This is a genomic window from Mycobacterium sp. IS-3022 (assembly GCF_001500065.1).
Taxonomy (GTDB): domain Bacteria; phylum Actinomycetota; class Actinomycetes; order Mycobacteriales; family Mycobacteriaceae; genus Mycobacterium.
The window spans coordinates 119838-133326 of the sequence record NZ_LQIN01000045.1; the positions used below are offsets into that span (position 1 = coordinate 119838).

Here is a 13489-nt window from a genome sequence, read left to right on the forward strand (position 1 = left end):
GTTATATCCCCTAAGTAATAACCGGCAGGAGCGGATGAATGGCACGGACGGACAATGACACCTGGGATCTGGCTTCGAGCGTCGGCGCGACGGCGACCATGGTCGCGGCGGCGCGGGCAATCGCGACCACCGGCGATGACCCGCTGATCTGCGATCCCTACGCCGAACCGCTGGTGCGTGCCGTCGGTGTCGACTTCTTCACCCGCCTCGCCGGCGGTGACCTCAAGCTCGAAGATCTCGACGCCGACAACGCGGCGGCCGGGATGGCCCGGATGACCGACAACATGGCGGTGCGGACCAAATTCTTCGACGAGTTCTTCGAAGACGCGGGCAACGCGGGGATTCGCCAGGCGGTGATCCTGGCGTCGGGGCTCGACGCGCGGTCCTACCGGCTGGCGTGGCCGGCCGGCACGACGGTTTACGAGATCGACCAACCCGAGGTCATCGCGTTCAAGAGCCGGACGCTGGCCGACCTCGGCGCCCAACCGACCGCCGACCTCAGGTCCGTGTCCATCGACCTGCGATTCGACTGGCCCGCGGCGTTGAAGCAGGCCGGTTTCGACCCGGCTGTTCCGACGGCGTGGAGCGCCGAGGGTCTGCTCGGCTATCTGCCGCCGGAGGCGCAGGACAAACTGCTCGACACCATCACCGAGCTGAGCGCCCCGGGTAGCCGGGTGGCCGTGGAAAGCGGCCCGACCAGCACGGGCCCCGAAGACCGCGAGAAGGTGCTCGAGCGCATGCAGGCGACCGCGCAGCGGTGGCGCGAGCACGGCTTCGAACTGGATTTCGCCGAACTCGTCTACCTCGGCGATCGCAATGAGGCCGGCGCCTACCTGGCCGACCGCGGCTGGCGGCTGAGCCGCCGCACCGTAGGCGAGCTGCTGGCCGACAGCGGTCTGCCGCCGTTGCCTGAGGACGAAGACGCCGCCCACTTCGGCGAGCTGCAGTACGTCACCGGGATACTCGAGGCGTGAGCCGGACCGATTCGGACAGCTGGGACCTCGCGTCCAGCGTGGGCACCACGGCCACGATGGTCGCGGCCGCCCGCGCGATCGCCAGTCGCGAGGACGACCCGCTGTTCGACGACCCGTACGCCGCGCCACTGGTGCGTGCGGTCGGGGTCGATTTCTTCACGCGTCTGGTGGACGGTGAGATCGAGCTGAACGACGCCGACGGTGCCGGGGCGCGGTTCATGGCGCGCCTCATCGCGGTCCGGACGCGGTTCTTCGACGACTTCTTCCGCGATGCCGGGGCCGCGGGTATCCGGCAGGCGGTGATCCTGGCGTCGGGCCTGGACTCGCGGCCCTACCGGCTGCCGTGGCCCGCCGGCACCGTCGTCTACGAGATCGACCAGCCGCAGGTCATCGAGTTCAAGTCGGCGACGATGGCCTCGCTCGGCGCGGCGCCGGCGGCCGAGCTGCGCACCGTCGGCATCGACCTGCGAGAGAATTGGCCGAAAGCGTTGCGGGACCGTGGTTTCGATCCCGGCCAGCCGGCCGCTTGGAGCGCCGAGGGGCTGCTGGTGTACCTGCCGCCCGAAGCGCAGGACCGGCTGTTCGACAACATCGCCGCGCTCAGCGCACCCGGCAGCCGGCTCGCGACCGAATACCACCCCGACGCCGCGGCGACGATCGGCGAACGTAGCAAGGCGATCAGCAGGCAGTGGGGCGAGAACGGAATGCATTTCGACATCTCCGACCTGTTCTACGCCGGCGAGCGCAGTCACGTCGCCGACTATCTCACCGGCACCGGCTGGCACGTGTCCGCCCGCAACCGCCCCGAGGTGTTCGCCGCATACGGCCAGGAGTTCCCGGAGACGGAACTTCTTGCGCCGATGCGTGATTCACTCGCGATCGTCGCGACCCGCAACTGAGGAGAAGAAATGGCACGCACGGATGACGACTCCTGGGACCTGGCCTCCAGCGTCGGCTCGACCGCGACGATGATCGCCGCACAGCGCGTGTTGAGTCACCGCGAAGGCCTGATCGACGACCCTTACGCCGAACCGCTGGTGCGCGCGGTCGGACTCGACTTCTTCGTGCGGGCGCTCGACGGCGAGATATCGCTGGACGACATCGACCCCCGCTTCAACACGCGTCGCGCCGCCGAGGGGATGGCGGTACGGACGCGCCATTTCGACCGGCTGTTCACCGACGCCGCAGCGGCGGGTGTCCGGCAGGCGGTGATTCTGGCCGCCGGCCTGGACGCGCGCGCCTACCGCCTGCGGTGGCCGGCGGGGTCGACCGTCTTCGAGCTCGATCAGCCCGAAGTCATCGCGTTCAAGAGCGACACCCTGGCCGGGCTGGGCGCCGACGCCAAGGCCGATCGGCGTGCCGTGGCGATCGATCTGCGCGACGATTGGCCGAAGGCGCTGCTGGCCAACGGTTTCGACTCGACGCAGCCGACGGCGTGGATCGCCGAGGGGCTGCTGATCTACTTGCCGCCGGAGGCGCAAGACCTGCTGTTCGACTGGATCGACGAGCTCAGCGCGCCAGGCAGTCGCGTCGCGACCGAGCACATTCCCGACGTCAGTATGTTCTCCGACGAGCGGTCACGGGAGATCGCCGACCGGTTCAAGGCCTACGGCCACGACATCGAGATGGGTGAGCTGATCTACCACGGCGAGCGCAACGACGTGATCGACTATCTGACCGCCCGCGGATGGGACGTCACGACGCAGCCGACCCGGGATGCCTACGCCGCCAACGGGTTCGAGTTTCCCGAGGACGGCCCCATGGTTTCCTTCGCCGACATGAGCTACCTGTCGGCAGTCAAACGTTAGTACACGCCGAACGGACGCTTGTTCACGCCTCTTCTCGCGATTTGTGTACATCAGCCGTAGCGGTCGGCCAGTTCGAGAAACCGGCCGTAGCGGTCGGCGACCGCTGACGCCCAGGCCGGATCGGGTTCGACGACGCGTCCCGTGCGCGCCCAGCGGACGGCGTCGGTGGGCGACGACTCCAGACCCGCCGCCATCCGGGCGAGAAACGCCGCGCCCAGCGCGGCACCTTCGGCGACGGCCGACACCTCGACGGGCAGTCCCGTGGCGTCGGCGATCGCTTGCATCCACGACTCGACCCGGGTGCCGCCGCCGGTCGCGACGATGCGGGTCGCACATGCTCCGCTCATCTCGATCAGTTGCCGCACCACAAATCCCGACGCCTCCAAGGCGGCGCGGCGGATCGCGGCGCCGTCGTGCGTGAGGTCCAGGGCGTCGAGCACTCCACGGCGGTTGGGATTGTGATACGGCACCCGTTCGCCGCGCAGATAGGGCGACCATACCGGGACACGCTGCGGGTCAACCGAATCCCCCGCAGCCACGACGCGGTCGACCCAGTTGAGGAAGATGCCGCCGGCATTGCTCGGCCCGCCGATCTGACACTTGCCCGGCGCGGTGTGCGGCAGCGTCCAGAGCCCCGGCACCTCGCGGTACTCCGGGATCGTCACCCACACGATCAACGTGGTGCCGCACAGCACCAGGACGTCACCATCGCGCTGGGCCCCCGCGACCAGCTGCTCGCACACCGCATCCACCGCCCCTGCACCCAGCAGCGCGTCAGAACCTCGAAGCCGACCCGCGGCAGCGCCGGTGGCTTCGACGCGCGGCAATTGTGCCGGCGTGACACCGCAATCGGCACATCGTGTCTCGCTCCAGCCGGTGTCCTCGAACAACGGGTACATCGTGGCGGCTGTCGCGCTGTCCACGACGTCCTCACCGGCCAACGCGTAGTTCGCGACCGCCGCCGCCGGCCAGTATCCGCGTGCGCCCGGCCGCTGCCCGGCGGTCCAGCGCAAGAATTCGGCCGTCTCCCGACTGAGGAACGTCGAGCTTGCACCGCCCGGCCCGCGCCCGCGGCCGTCGCCGTACAGCAGTCCCGGTGTCTGCGGCGTCCCCTCGTCATCGACGGCGGTCAGCGAAGGCACCATCGCGGTGACGGCGACCGCGGCCACGTCTCGGCGTGCCAGCTGTTCCAGCGCCGCGAGCGGGCCCTGCCGCCACGCCACGCCGGCGTCGTGCTCGAAGCGGTCGGGACTCGGCACGTGGAGCGTGTGCGGGATGCGGGCCCGGGCGGTCACCCGGCCGTCGCCATCGGCGACCACGGCCTTGACGGCGGTGGTGCCGATGTCGACGCCGATTGTGGCCTCTTTGGCTGACACGCGCGTCACCGTACGCCAGCATGTGCAGTCGTGACCCGACTTCGCGCGCTCGTGACGGCCCCACTGCGCGGCCCCGGCTTCGCCAAACTCAACGAGTTGATGGAGGTGCTCTACGACCCGTGGATCGAACAGCGCCCGCTGCGGATCCACACCGCCGAGCAGCTGGCCGAACGGGCCGCCGCCGAGCACGCCGACGTGCTTGTCGTCGAGAGTGATTCGGTCGCCGGACCGGTGTTCGACCTTCAGCTGCGGGCGGTCGCCTCGACGCGCGGCGACCCGAGCAACGTCGATGTCCGCGCCGCCACCGCCGCGGGAATCCCGGTGCTATACACGCCCGCCCGCAACGCAGACGCCGTCGCCGAGATGACGCTGGCGTTGCTGTTCGCCGCGACGCGCCACGTGCTGACCGCCGACGCGGATGTCCGCGCCGGCGAGATATTCCGCGATGGCACCTTGCCCTACCAACGCTTGCGGGCATGGGAGATCGCCGGCCAGACCGCCGGACTGGTTGGACTCGGAGCGGTCGCCCGAGCGCTGCGATGGCGACTGGAAGGCCTCGGCGTGAACGTGATCGCCTGCGACCCCTACAACGACGAGGCCGGCCACACCCTGGACCAGTTGTTGGCCGACGCCGACATCGTCTCGCTGCACGCGCCTGTCACCGAGGAGACCGAGCGGATGATCGGCCCCGAGCAGTTCGCCGCGATGCGCGACGGCGCGGTGTTCCTCAATACCGCCCGCGCGCAGCTGCACGACACGGACGCGCTGGTCGCCGCGTTGCACAGCGGCAAGGTGGGCGCGGCAGGCCTTGACCACTTCGCCGGCGAATGGCTGCCCGTCGACCATCCGCTGACCGGCATGGCCAATGTCGTGCTCACGCCTCACATCGGCGGCGCCACCTGGAACACTGAGGTACGGCAGGCGCAGATGGTCGCCGACGACCTCGAGTCGCTCCTGTCCGGGCGCACACCCGCCCACATCGTCAACCCGGAAGTGCTCAGCTCATGAAGTTCGTCGACCACCCCGAGGACGCCGTGCTCGCCGCCGCGAAAGACATGTTGCGCCGCGGCCTGGTGGAAGGTACCGCGGGCAACATCTCCGCCCGTCGCGAGGACGGCAACATCGTGATCACGCCGTCGTCGGTGGACTATCACGACATGGCACTCGACGACCTCGTGCTCGTCGACCCCGAAGGCGCCGTGGTCACAGCCAAGGACGGCCGCACGCCGTCCACGGAGATGGCACTGCACCTGGCCTGCTACCGGGCATTCGACGACATCGGCAGCGTCATTCACAGCCATCCGGTGTGGGCGACGATGTTCGCGGTTGCGCGCCAGCCGATCCCCGCCTGCGTAGACGAGTTCGCTGTCTACTGCGGCGGGGACATCCGCTGTGCGGACTACGCGGCATCTGGCACACCGGACGTCGGCCACAATGCCGTCAAGGCGTTGGAGGGCCGCGCCGCAGCGCTGATCGCCAACCACGGCCTAGTCGCCGTTGCGCCCCGGCCGGACAAGGCGCTGCACGTCACCGCACTCGTCGAGCGGACCGCCCAGATCGCCTGGGGCGCAAGAGCTCTCGGCGGGCCCGTGTCGATTCCTGACGAGGTGAACGCGAACTTCGCCGCGGTTTACAACTACCTGCGTACCAACCCGAGTTGACTTCTTCGCGAGCGCGCGTGTTTCTGATGCTGGCGTTAGAAGCGGTAGTCGCCCGGCAAGAGCGCGCTGACCCCGCTCAGCGATCGCTCGGCTTCACTGACGACCTGCGCCACCGAGCGACCGAGCAGTGCGGCAACGGCCTCCGGCACCGACGCCGCGGCGGGTTGCGATGACGGCTTGGGCCGCAACCGGTCCAGTAGCGACGAGCCCGGATATCCGACGATGCGCACGTCGGCGTCGGGATCCAAGCCGGCCCGCACCTTGGCCCGGGTCACCGCCTCGCGCAGCCCGCCGAGGTGGTCGACCAAGCCGCGCTCGAGCGCGTCGGCACCGGTCCACACCCGGCCGCGCGCGATCGCATCGACCTCCGTGACGCTCATCGAGCGGCCCTCCGCCACGCGTTCGACGAAATCCCCGTAATACAAGTCGGTTTCGGCGTCCAATTGCGCGCGTTGCTCGTCGCTGAACGGCTCGTTGATCGACCAGACATCCGCGTTCGCGTTGGTGCGCACCGAGTCGAAGCCGATTCCGAGCCGGCCCTTGAGTTCACGAGCGACGAATTTGCCCGCCACCACGCCAATCGATCCCGTGATCGTGCCGGGATTGGCGACGATCTCGTCGGCGGCCATCGACACGTAGTAGCCGCCCGACGCCGCGATCGCGCCCATCGACGCGACCACCGGCTTGCCCTTGTCACGTATCCGGGCCACCTCGCGCCAGATCGTCTCCGAACCGTTGATGGATCCGCCCGGTGTGTCGACCCTGAGCACGACCGCAGACACGTCGTCGTCGGCGCCCACCTCCCGCAGCGCCGCGGCGATGGTGTCACCGCCGACGCTCGAGCCGCCCAGCAGCGGCCGCGGACCACCTCGCCCACTGACAATCGGTCCGTGCACTGTCACCACCGCGATCGTCGCCTTGGTCTTTCGTCCCGGGATGGGCGGTGTCGGTAGGGCATGGCGTTCGGCGGTGGCGCGCGCGTATCGCGACAGGTACAACCGCGGGGGCGCGTCATCGGAGTCCGCGTCGGCGTTTGTGATCTCCGGCGCGCCAACCAGTTCGGTGATCCGGGCGTAGGCCTCGTCGCGGAAACCTATCCGGTCGATCAGGCGAGCGGCAACCGCATCGTCACGCAGCAGCGGTGCCCGGTCCGCGAGCGCGTTGACCTCGTCAGGCTCGATGTGGCGCGAGTCCGACACCGCCCGCAGCACCTGTTCGTGCAAGCTCTGGATGACCCGCGAGTCTGCTTCGCGATGGGCATCGGTGTAGTGGTCCTGCGTGAAACGGTTCGCCGCGGACTTGTATTCGCCGCGAGCGACGAGTTCCGCCTCGAGACCAGCCTTCTCCAGCGCGCCGCGTAGGAACAGCGCGTTGGTGGCGAATCCGACCAACCCCACGGTGCCCGACGGCTGCAACCAGATTTCCCGAAATGCCGTCGCCAGGTAGTAAGAAAGCGTCCCAGGGTAGGTCTCCGCCCACGCCAGCGAGGGCTTCACATCGCTGAACGCGGCGATGGCCGAGCGCAATTCCTGCACCGGACCTGCAGGGGCGAGGGGATACTGCACCCGCGCAATCAACCCCGCGACCCTGGTGTCCTCGGCCGCCCGGTGAATCGCCGCGACGGCCTCCCCGAGCAGCAGGGGCTTGCCGGCGCCGGCCAGCAAGGCGAACGGGTCGAACCCGCCGGTTTCCTCGGGGACAGACAGCAGGTCGAGTTCGAGCACGCACCCGTTCGGCACGCCGTTGTGGCGGGCGGTGTCGACGCGCCGGGTCAGCGCGCGCAAGGTGTCGGGACCGGGCAAGCCCGGTAGTCCGGGCAGGAATGCAGGCATGCTGCGAGCCTACCGACGCCGGATCGACCGGGCCTGTCACCGCGATTGCTGACGATTAGATGCTTTAACTTGTTGATCATGAATGGTAGAACCGAAACCATGACGATCAAGATGAGACTCATCGCACCGGCGGTGTTGGTGGCTGCGGCCGCGATCGCCGCGGCGCCGGTGGCCGCCGGCGAAACCTACGGTGCTGCAGCACAAGCGTCGATCGTCCCGTTGTCGCAAGGCCCCGACTACAGCGGGTGCACCGCCGACGGGACATGCGGTCACGGCGGTGCGGACGGAGGCGGTGGCTGCACGGCCAACGGCGTCTGCGGCCACGGCGGACCGTCGGGCGGCGGCGGCTGCGTGCCGGGTGTCGGCTGTTTCGAGTGGAAGCCGTAGCGCGGAAACAGAAAGCCCCGCCACGCCGTCACGGCGTGCGGGGCTCTCGTCCCCCGCTTGCGCGGGAACCGACCGCTGAGATCAGAGCTCGGTCGCGGAACCGCCTGCGGCGGAGATCTTCTCGCGGGCGCTACCGCTGAACTTGTGCGCAGTGACGTTCACCTTCACGGTGAGCTTGCCGTCGCCCAGCACCTTCACCAACGTGTTCTTGCGCACCGCACCCGCGGCCACCAGCTCGTCGACTCCGACGTCGCCGCCCTTCGGGAACAGCTTGTTGATGTCGCCGACGTTGACGACCTCGTACTCGGTGCGGAACCGGTTGCGGAAGCCCTTCAGCTTGGGCAGCCGCATGTGGATCGGCATCTGCCCGCCCTCGAACGTCGCGGGGACGTTCTTGCGGGCCTTGGTGCCCTTGGTGCCGCGACCCGCCGTCTTGCCCTTGGAGCCCTCACCGCGACCCACGCGGGTCTTGGCGGTCTTCGAGCCGGGGGCCGGCTTCAGGTCATGCAATTTGATGGGTGTCATTTGGTCTCGACCGCCTCTACTTTCACGAGGTGGTGCACGGTCTTGATCAGACCGCGCGTCTGCGCGTTGTCCTCACGGACGACGGACTGGCGGATCTTCCGCAGCCCCAACGACCGCAGGCTCTCCCGCTGCTTCCAGCGCGCACCGATGGTGCTACGCACCTGGGTGATCTTGAGCTCTGCCATGGTTACGCCGACCCTTCACGTGCGGCCGACGCGGCAAGCGCCTCAGCCTCGCGCCGCGCCCGCAGCATGCCCGCCGGCGCGACGTCCTCGATCGGCAGCCCGCGCCGGGCCGCGACCTCTTCCGGACGCTGCAGCAGCTTGAGCGCGGCGACGGTGGCATGCACCACGTTGATCGCGTTGTCGCTGCCCAGCGACTTGGCCAGGATGTCGTGCACGCCAGCGCATTCCAACACCGCGCGAGCGGCGCCGCCGGCGATCACACCGGTACCGGGGCTGGCCGGGCGCAGCATCACGACACCGGCGGCGGCTTCGCCCTGCACCGGGTGGGTGATGGTGCCGCCGATCAGCGGGACCCGGAAGAAGTTTTTGCGGGCCTCTTCGACGCCCTTGGCGATGGCAGCCGGAACTTCCTTGGCCTTGCCGTAGCCGACGCCGACCATGCCTTTACCGTCGCCGACGATCACCAGCGCGGTGAAGCTGAACCGGCGGCCACCCTTGACCACCTTGGACACGCGGTTGATCGAAACGACGCGCTCGAGGTAGTTGCTCTTGTCGCCGCCGTCGCGGCCACGACCGCCACGGTCATCGCGGCGGCCACGGCCGTCGCGGTCACCTCGCGAGCCACGACCTTCCGGGGGGCCGCCGGCAGTTGCCTGTTCGGCCATCATGCAGTCCTTCCGTTGTGAGTCATCAGAATTCCAGCCCGCCTTCGCGCGCCGCATCGGCAAGCGCCGCGATCCGTCCGCCGTAGGTGTAGCCACCGCGGTCGAACACGACCTTCCCGATCCCCGCGGCTTTCGCGCGCTCGGCGATCAGCTGGCCGACCCGCACGCTGTGGGCCTTCTTGTCGCCGTCGACCGCCCGCACATCGGCTTCGGTCGACGAAGCGGCGGCCAGCGTGGTGCCGTTGAGGTCGTTCACCAACTGCACGTGGATGTGCCGCGACGAACGGTTGACCACCAACCGCGGCACTTCGGCCGTACCGGAGATCTTCTTGCGCAACCGCGCGTGCCGACGCAACCGCGCCACCCGCCGGGTCTCGGAGATGTTCTGCCCCACGGGCTTACGCGTCGTCGGCGCCTCAGTCTTCGCAGCCATTTCTTACTTACCTGTCTTTCCGACCTTGCGGCGGATCTGCTCACCCTCGTAGCGGATGCCCTTGCCCTTGTAGGGATCGCTCTTCCGCAGGCGGCGGATGTTCGCCGCGACCTGGCCGACCTTCTGCTTGTCGATGCCCGAGATCGAGAACTTCGTCGGCGTCTCCACCGCGAACGTCACACCCTCGGGGGCGTTGATCGTAACGGGGTGGCTGTAGCCGAGCGCGAACTCGAGGTTGGAACCCTTGAGTTGCACGCGGTAGCCGACGCCGAAGATCTCCATCTTGGTGGTGTAACCCTCGGTGACGCCGGTGATCAGGTTCGACACCAGCGTGCGTGACAATCCGTGCAGCGAACGGCTGCGCCGCTCGTCGTCGGGGCGGGTCACCAGGATGGCGCCGTCGTCGTCGCGCGCCACCTTGATCGGCTCGGCGACCGCCAGTTCGAGGGTGCCCTTGGGCCCCTTGACCGACACGTTCTGCCCGTCGATCGACACATCGACCCCGGCGGGAACCGGGACCGGTTGCTTTCCAATACGCGACATTTGAGCTCTACTCCCCTACCACACGTATGCGAGGACTTCGCCGCCCACGCCCTCTTGGGCTGCCTGGCGGTCGGTTCGGAGGCCCGACGACGTGGAGATGATCGCCACGCCGAGGCCGCCCAGGACCCGCGGCAGATTGGTGGATTTCGCGTACACCCGCAGGCCGGGCTTGGACACCCGGCGCAGCCCGGCGATGCTTCGCTCCCGGCTGGGGCCGTACTTCAGTTGCACGACAAGCGACTTGCCCACCCGCGCATCCTCGGTGCGGTAGTCGGCGATGTAGCCCTCTTTCTTCAGGATCTCGGCGATGTTGGCCTTGATCTTGGAGTGGGGCAGCGTCACCTCGTCGTGATACGCCGAATTGGCGTTGCGCAGACGGGTCAAGAAGTCTGCGATCGGGTCCGTCATGGTCATGACAGCCGGCTCACCTTTCTCGCGGTGGTTCCCGGTCCCAGAGCCTGGAGTCGGGCCTGCCGCAACCTGTTTGGTTGGTCTGGTCGGTTGGCTGGATTACCAGCTGCTCTTCTGCACACCGGGCAGTTCGCCGGCGTGGGCCATCTCGCGCAGGCAGATCCGGCACAGGCCGAACTTGCGGAAGACGGCGTGGGGGCGGCCGCAGCGCTGGCAGCGAGTGTAGGCGCGCACCTTGAACTTCGGCTTCTTGTTGGCCTTGTTGACCAGTGCCTTCTTTGCCATTACTCAGTTCTCCTTGAACGGAAAGCCCAGCGCCCGCAGCAGCGCTCGGCCTTCGTCGTCGGTCGTCGCCGAGGTGACGACGGTGATGTCCATGCCACGGGGCCGGTCGATCGAATCCACGTCGATCTCGTGGAACACCGACTGCTCGGTCAGGCCGAAGGTGTAGTTCCCGGTGCCGTCGAACTGCTTGGGCGACAGCCCGCGGAAGTCGCGGATACGCGGCAGTGCGATGGAGATCAGCCGGTCGAGGAACTCCCACATGCGGTCGCCCCGCAGCGTGACGCGCGCGCCGATCGGCATACCCTCACGCAATTTGAACTGGGCGATCGACTTACGTGCCCGGCGGATCTCCGGCTTCTGACCGGTGATCAGTGCCAGGTCGTTGACCGCACCGTTGATCAGCTTGGCGTCGCGGGCGGCGTCGCCGACACCCATGTTGACGACGACCTTGACCACGCCGGGGATCTGCATGACGTTGCCGTAGCCGAACTCTTTTTGCAGCGCGGTCCTGATCTCCTCGCGGTAGCGCTGCTTGAGGCGAGGCAGGGTCTTTTCAGCAGTAGTCATCAGATGTCCTTGCCGTTGGTCTTGGCGATGCGGACCTTCTTGCCGGTCTCGTCGTCAACCCGGAACCCGACGCGGGTGGGCTTGCCGTCGGAGTCGACGACCATCACGTTGGAGGCGTCGATCGGCGCCTCCTGGGTGACGATGCCGCCGGACTGCGCGCCGCGCTCGTTGCTCGACACCGCGGTGTGCTTCTTGATCCGGTTGACGCCCTCGACGAGCACCTTGTTGCGGGCCGGGTAGGCGACCAGGACCTTGCCCTTGGCGCCCTTGTCCTTGCCGGAGATGACCAGGACGGTGTCGCCCTTGTGGACCTTCATCTACAACACCTCCGGAGCGAGCGAGACGATCTTCATGAAGCGCTTCTCGCGCAGTTCCCGGCCGACCGGGCCGAAGATGCGCGTGCCACGCGGATCGTTGTCGGGCTTGATGATGACGGCGGCGTTCTCGTCGAACTTGATGTAGCTGCCGTCGGCACGACGGCGCTCCTTGACGGTGCGCACGACGACGGCCTTGACGATCTCGCCACGCTTGACGTTGCCGCCGGGAATGGCTTCCTTGACGGTCGCCACGATGACATCGCCGATGCCGGCATAGCGCCGCGACGAGCCGCCGAGCACGCGGATGCACAGGATCTCCCTGGCACCCGTGTTGTCGGCGACCTTCAGCCGCGATTCCTGCTGAATCACTCGATCTCCTCGACCTGGTTTTTGTCTGCACGCCAGATACCGACCTGGACGTGCGCGGTCTTGCTGTCACCGAAGAGCACGCGGGGCCTGCCACGAAGGCTGGCCGAGGTCTGCCCAAGGCAACCGCCTGATTCTATGGGACGACCTGCGGGAAACCAAATCCGTGCCATTGCCGCGACCGACCGCGTCTGTACGCCGACACGCCGTCTCTCCATGTACGGGAGCGGTCGCTCGCGGGCGGTGAGAACCCGCTACAGGTCGGCGACGCAGCGGAAGCCGATGTGGCTGGTCGCGCTGTCCTGCGATTGCGGCGAACGGGCGGCCGGTCGGTAGCGAAGGCAGTACTCGGGAGCGCACAGATGCGAACCGCCCTTGAGGGCTTGGTTCACGTTCGGGTCCGCGCGGCCGCTCGGCGCGCAACACGCCTTGACCGGCTGATCGAGGCGGTGGTGGGCAAAGAACTGCGTCGTCGTCCACTCCCAGACGTTGCCGATCATGTCGACCAGTCCGAACCCGTTCGGCGGGAAGGTGCCGACCGGCGAGGTTCCTACCCACCCCCGCGCACCGGTGTTGCGGTAGGGGAACCTGCCCTGCCAGGTGTTGGCCATCAGCCGACCGTCGGGAGCCGCCTCCTCGCCCCACGGGTACGTGGTGATGGCCCCGCCGCGCGCCGCGTACTCCCATTCCGCCTCGGTGGGCAGCCGGCGCCCGGCCCACCGGGCGTAGGCCGCGGCGTCGGGATAGGCGATCTGCACGACGGGGTGGTCGAGTCGGTCCGCGAAAGTGCGGTTGCCGCTGTCGGGCCCGAACGGGTGCCGCCAGTCGGCCCCAGGCGTCCAGCGCCACCATTGCCGCCAGTCGCGCAGGTCCACCGGCCCGGGCGTCGGCCGGAACACCAGCGCCCCCGCAACCAGATCCTGCGGCGCGGCCCCGGGATAGAGACGCGGGTCCGGGGCTTCTTCGGCGACGGTTCGGTAGCCGGTCGCGGCGACGAACTCGGCGTACTGCGCATTCGTGACGGGATGGCGATCGACGGCGAACGCGGACACGTGGACGGTGTGCGCGGGCGCCTCTTCGGGATAGAACTTCGTCGAACCCATCCGGAAAGATCCCCCCGGCAGCTCGACGAGCTCGGTGAGCATGAAGCCAGG

The 13489-nt window shown here is 68.2% G+C and carries 19 protein-coding genes; 6 read left to right on the plus strand and 13 right to left on the minus strand.

The features are described from left to right. The first annotated feature begins 38 nt into the window (after window positions 1-38). Genes AU188_RS19490 through AU188_RS19500 form a run of 3 tightly spaced genes read left to right on the plus strand, consistent with a single transcriptional unit; the run spans window position 39 to window position 2782 of the window. Window positions 39-974 (plus strand): class I SAM-dependent methyltransferase, encoded by a 936-nt coding sequence (locus tag AU188_RS19490; protein ID WP_059165143.1) that lies wholly within the window; start codon window positions 39-41, stop codon window positions 972-974. Further along, the gene (locus AU188_RS19495) at window positions 971-1873 is read left to right on the plus strand and encodes a class I SAM-dependent methyltransferase (RefSeq protein WP_059165144.1); all 903 of its coding nucleotides are present in this window, start codon (window positions 971-973) and stop codon (window positions 1871-1873) included. Before AU188_RS19490 ends, AU188_RS19495 begins: the two co-directional genes overlap by 4 nt. A 9-nt stretch (window positions 1874-1882) precedes the next feature. Then, window positions 1883-2782 (plus strand): class I SAM-dependent methyltransferase, encoded by a 900-nt coding sequence (locus AU188_RS19500; RefSeq protein ID WP_059165145.1) that lies wholly within the window; start codon window positions 1883-1885, stop codon window positions 2780-2782. A gap of 50 nt (window positions 2783-2832) precedes the next feature. Here AU188_RS19500 and AU188_RS19505 read toward each other — a convergent pair whose 3' ends face one another. Further along, window positions 2833-4158, minus strand: coding sequence for a xylulokinase (locus AU188_RS19505; protein ID WP_059165270.1), 1326 nt, complete (start codon window positions 4156-4158; stop codon window positions 2833-2835). 30 nt (window positions 4159-4188) lie between these two features. Between AU188_RS19505 and AU188_RS19510 the strand changes: the two genes are divergently transcribed. Further along, window positions 4189-5166: an NAD(P)-dependent oxidoreductase gene (locus AU188_RS19510; protein WP_059165146.1), complete on the plus strand. Its 978-nt coding sequence runs from the start codon at window positions 4189-4191 to the stop codon at window positions 5164-5166. After that, window positions 5163-5819, plus strand: a complete 657-nt coding sequence (locus AU188_RS19515; protein WP_059165147.1) for an L-fuculose-phosphate aldolase — start codon at window positions 5163-5165, stop codon at window positions 5817-5819. Before AU188_RS19510 ends, AU188_RS19515 begins: the two co-directional genes overlap by 4 nt. Window positions 5820-5854: 35 nt before the next feature. Here AU188_RS19515 and sppA read toward each other — a convergent pair whose 3' ends face one another. Continuing rightward, window positions 5855-7651 (minus strand): signal peptide peptidase SppA, encoded by a 1797-nt coding sequence (gene sppA, locus AU188_RS19520; protein ID WP_059165148.1) that lies wholly within the window; start codon window positions 7649-7651, stop codon window positions 5855-5857. Between the two features lie 78 nt (window positions 7652-7729). Here sppA and AU188_RS19525 point away from each other — a divergent pair, with 78 nt between their 5' ends. After that, window positions 7730-8038 (plus strand): PE-PGRS family protein, encoded by a 309-nt coding sequence (locus tag AU188_RS19525; RefSeq protein ID WP_156426750.1) that lies wholly within the window; start codon window positions 7730-7732, stop codon window positions 8036-8038. Window positions 8039-8119: 81 nt separating this feature from the next. Here the strand turns inward: AU188_RS19525 and rplO are convergent, their stop codons facing one another. The 11 genes from rplO to AU188_RS19580 form a co-directional block, all read right to left on the minus strand. After that, on the minus strand, window positions 8120-8563 hold the full coding sequence (rplO, locus tag AU188_RS19530; RefSeq protein ID WP_059165150.1) for a 50S ribosomal protein L15: 444 nt from the start codon (window positions 8561-8563) through the stop codon (window positions 8120-8122). Next, window positions 8560-8748, minus strand: a complete 189-nt coding sequence (rpmD, locus tag AU188_RS19535; protein WP_059165151.1) for a 50S ribosomal protein L30 — start codon at window positions 8746-8748, stop codon at window positions 8560-8562. Before rpmD ends, rplO begins: the two co-directional genes overlap by 4 nt. Before the next feature lie 2 nt (window positions 8749-8750). Continuing rightward, window positions 8751-9413 carry a 30S ribosomal protein S5 gene (gene rpsE / locus AU188_RS19540; protein WP_059165271.1) on the minus strand — a complete coding sequence of 221 codons (663 nt, stop codon included), beginning with the start codon at window positions 9411-9413 and terminating at the stop codon, window positions 8751-8753. Between the two features lie 25 nt (window positions 9414-9438). After that, complete coding sequence (gene rplR, locus AU188_RS19545) at window positions 9439-9846, minus strand: 50S ribosomal protein L18 (RefSeq protein WP_059165152.1); 408 nt, start codon at window positions 9844-9846, stop codon at window positions 9439-9441. A gap of 3 nt (window positions 9847-9849) precedes the next feature. Further along, a complete protein-coding gene (gene rplF, locus AU188_RS19550) occupies window positions 9850-10389 on the minus strand; it encodes a 50S ribosomal protein L6 (protein ID WP_059101365.1) in 540 nt (179 codons plus the stop codon). Between the two features lie 15 nt (window positions 10390-10404). After that, window positions 10405-10803, minus strand: a complete 399-nt coding sequence (gene rpsH / locus AU188_RS19555) for a 30S ribosomal protein S8 (RefSeq protein WP_059165153.1) — start codon at window positions 10801-10803, stop codon at window positions 10405-10407. A gap of 96 nt (window positions 10804-10899) precedes the next feature. Continuing rightward, window positions 10900-11085, minus strand: a complete 186-nt coding sequence (locus AU188_RS19560; RefSeq protein WP_059101363.1) for a type Z 30S ribosomal protein S14 — start codon at window positions 11083-11085, stop codon at window positions 10900-10902. A gap of 3 nt (window positions 11086-11088) precedes the next feature. Beyond that, the gene (gene rplE, locus AU188_RS19565) at window positions 11089-11652 is read right to left on the minus strand and encodes a 50S ribosomal protein L5 (protein ID WP_059165154.1); all 564 of its coding nucleotides are present in this window, start codon (window positions 11650-11652) and stop codon (window positions 11089-11091) included. Beyond that, the gene (gene rplX, locus AU188_RS19570) at window positions 11652-11969 is read right to left on the minus strand and encodes a 50S ribosomal protein L24 (RefSeq protein ID WP_059165155.1); all 318 of its coding nucleotides are present in this window, start codon (window positions 11967-11969) and stop codon (window positions 11652-11654) included. The genes rplE and rplX overlap by 1 nt, the downstream gene beginning before the upstream one ends. Further along, the gene (rplN, locus tag AU188_RS19575; RefSeq protein WP_059101360.1) at window positions 11970-12338 is read right to left on the minus strand and encodes a 50S ribosomal protein L14; all 369 of its coding nucleotides are present in this window, start codon (window positions 12336-12338) and stop codon (window positions 11970-11972) included. A 251-nt stretch (window positions 12339-12589) separates the two neighbouring features. Then, window positions 12590-13480: a formylglycine-generating enzyme family protein gene (locus AU188_RS19580; RefSeq protein WP_059165156.1), complete on the minus strand. Its 891-nt coding sequence runs from the start codon at window positions 13478-13480 to the stop codon at window positions 12590-12592. Window positions 13481-13489 lie beyond the last annotated feature (9 nt).

Bases quoted from the DNA above. Each gene is read 5' to 3' on its own strand.
- AU188_RS19490 (WP_059165143.1), top strand. From the start codon at position 39: ATGGCACGGACGGACAATGACACCTGGGATCTGGCTTCGAGCGTCGGC.
- AU188_RS19500 (WP_059165145.1), top strand. From the start codon at position 1,883: ATGGCACGCACGGATGACGACTCCTGGGACCTGGCCTCCAGCGTCGGC.
- AU188_RS19515 (WP_059165147.1), top strand. From the start codon at position 5,163: ATGAAGTTCGTCGACCACCCCGAGGACGCCGTGCTCGCCGCCGCGAAA.
- sppA (WP_059165148.1), bottom strand. From the start codon at position 7,651: ATGCCTGCATTCCTGCCCGGACTACCGGGCTTGCCCGGTCCCGACACC.
- AU188_RS19525 (WP_156426750.1), top strand. From the start codon at position 7,730: ATGAATGGTAGAACCGAAACCATGACGATCAAGATGAGACTCATCGCA.
- rplO (WP_059165150.1), bottom strand. From the start codon at position 8,563: ATGACACCCATCAAATTGCATGACCTGAAGCCGGCCCCCGGCTCGAAG.
- rpmD (WP_059165151.1), bottom strand. From the start codon at position 8,748: ATGGCAGAGCTCAAGATCACCCAGGTGCGTAGCACCATCGGTGCGCGC.
- rpsE (WP_059165271.1), bottom strand. From the start codon at position 9,413: ATGGCCGAACAGGCAACTGCCGGCGGCCCCCCGGAAGGTCGTGGCTCG.
- rplR (WP_059165152.1), bottom strand. From the start codon at position 9,846: ATGGCTGCGAAGACTGAGGCGCCGACGACGCGTAAGCCCGTGGGGCAG.
- rplF (WP_059101365.1), bottom strand. From the start codon at position 10,389: ATGTCGCGTATTGGAAAGCAACCGGTCCCGGTTCCCGCCGGGGTCGAT.
- rpsH (WP_059165153.1), bottom strand. From the start codon at position 10,803: ATGACCATGACGGACCCGATCGCAGACTTCTTGACCCGTCTGCGCAAC.
- AU188_RS19560 (WP_059101363.1), bottom strand. From the start codon at position 11,085: ATGGCAAAGAAGGCACTGGTCAACAAGGCCAACAAGAAGCCGAAGTTC.
- rplE (WP_059165154.1), bottom strand. From the start codon at position 11,652: ATGACTACTGCTGAAAAGACCCTGCCTCGCCTCAAGCAGCGCTACCGC.
- rplX (WP_059165155.1), bottom strand. From the start codon at position 11,969: ATGAAGGTCCACAAGGGCGACACCGTCCTGGTCATCTCCGGCAAGGAC.
- AU188_RS19580 (WP_059165156.1), bottom strand. From the start codon at position 13,480: ATGCTCACCGAGCTCGTCGAGCTGCCGGGGGGATCTTTCCGGATGGGT.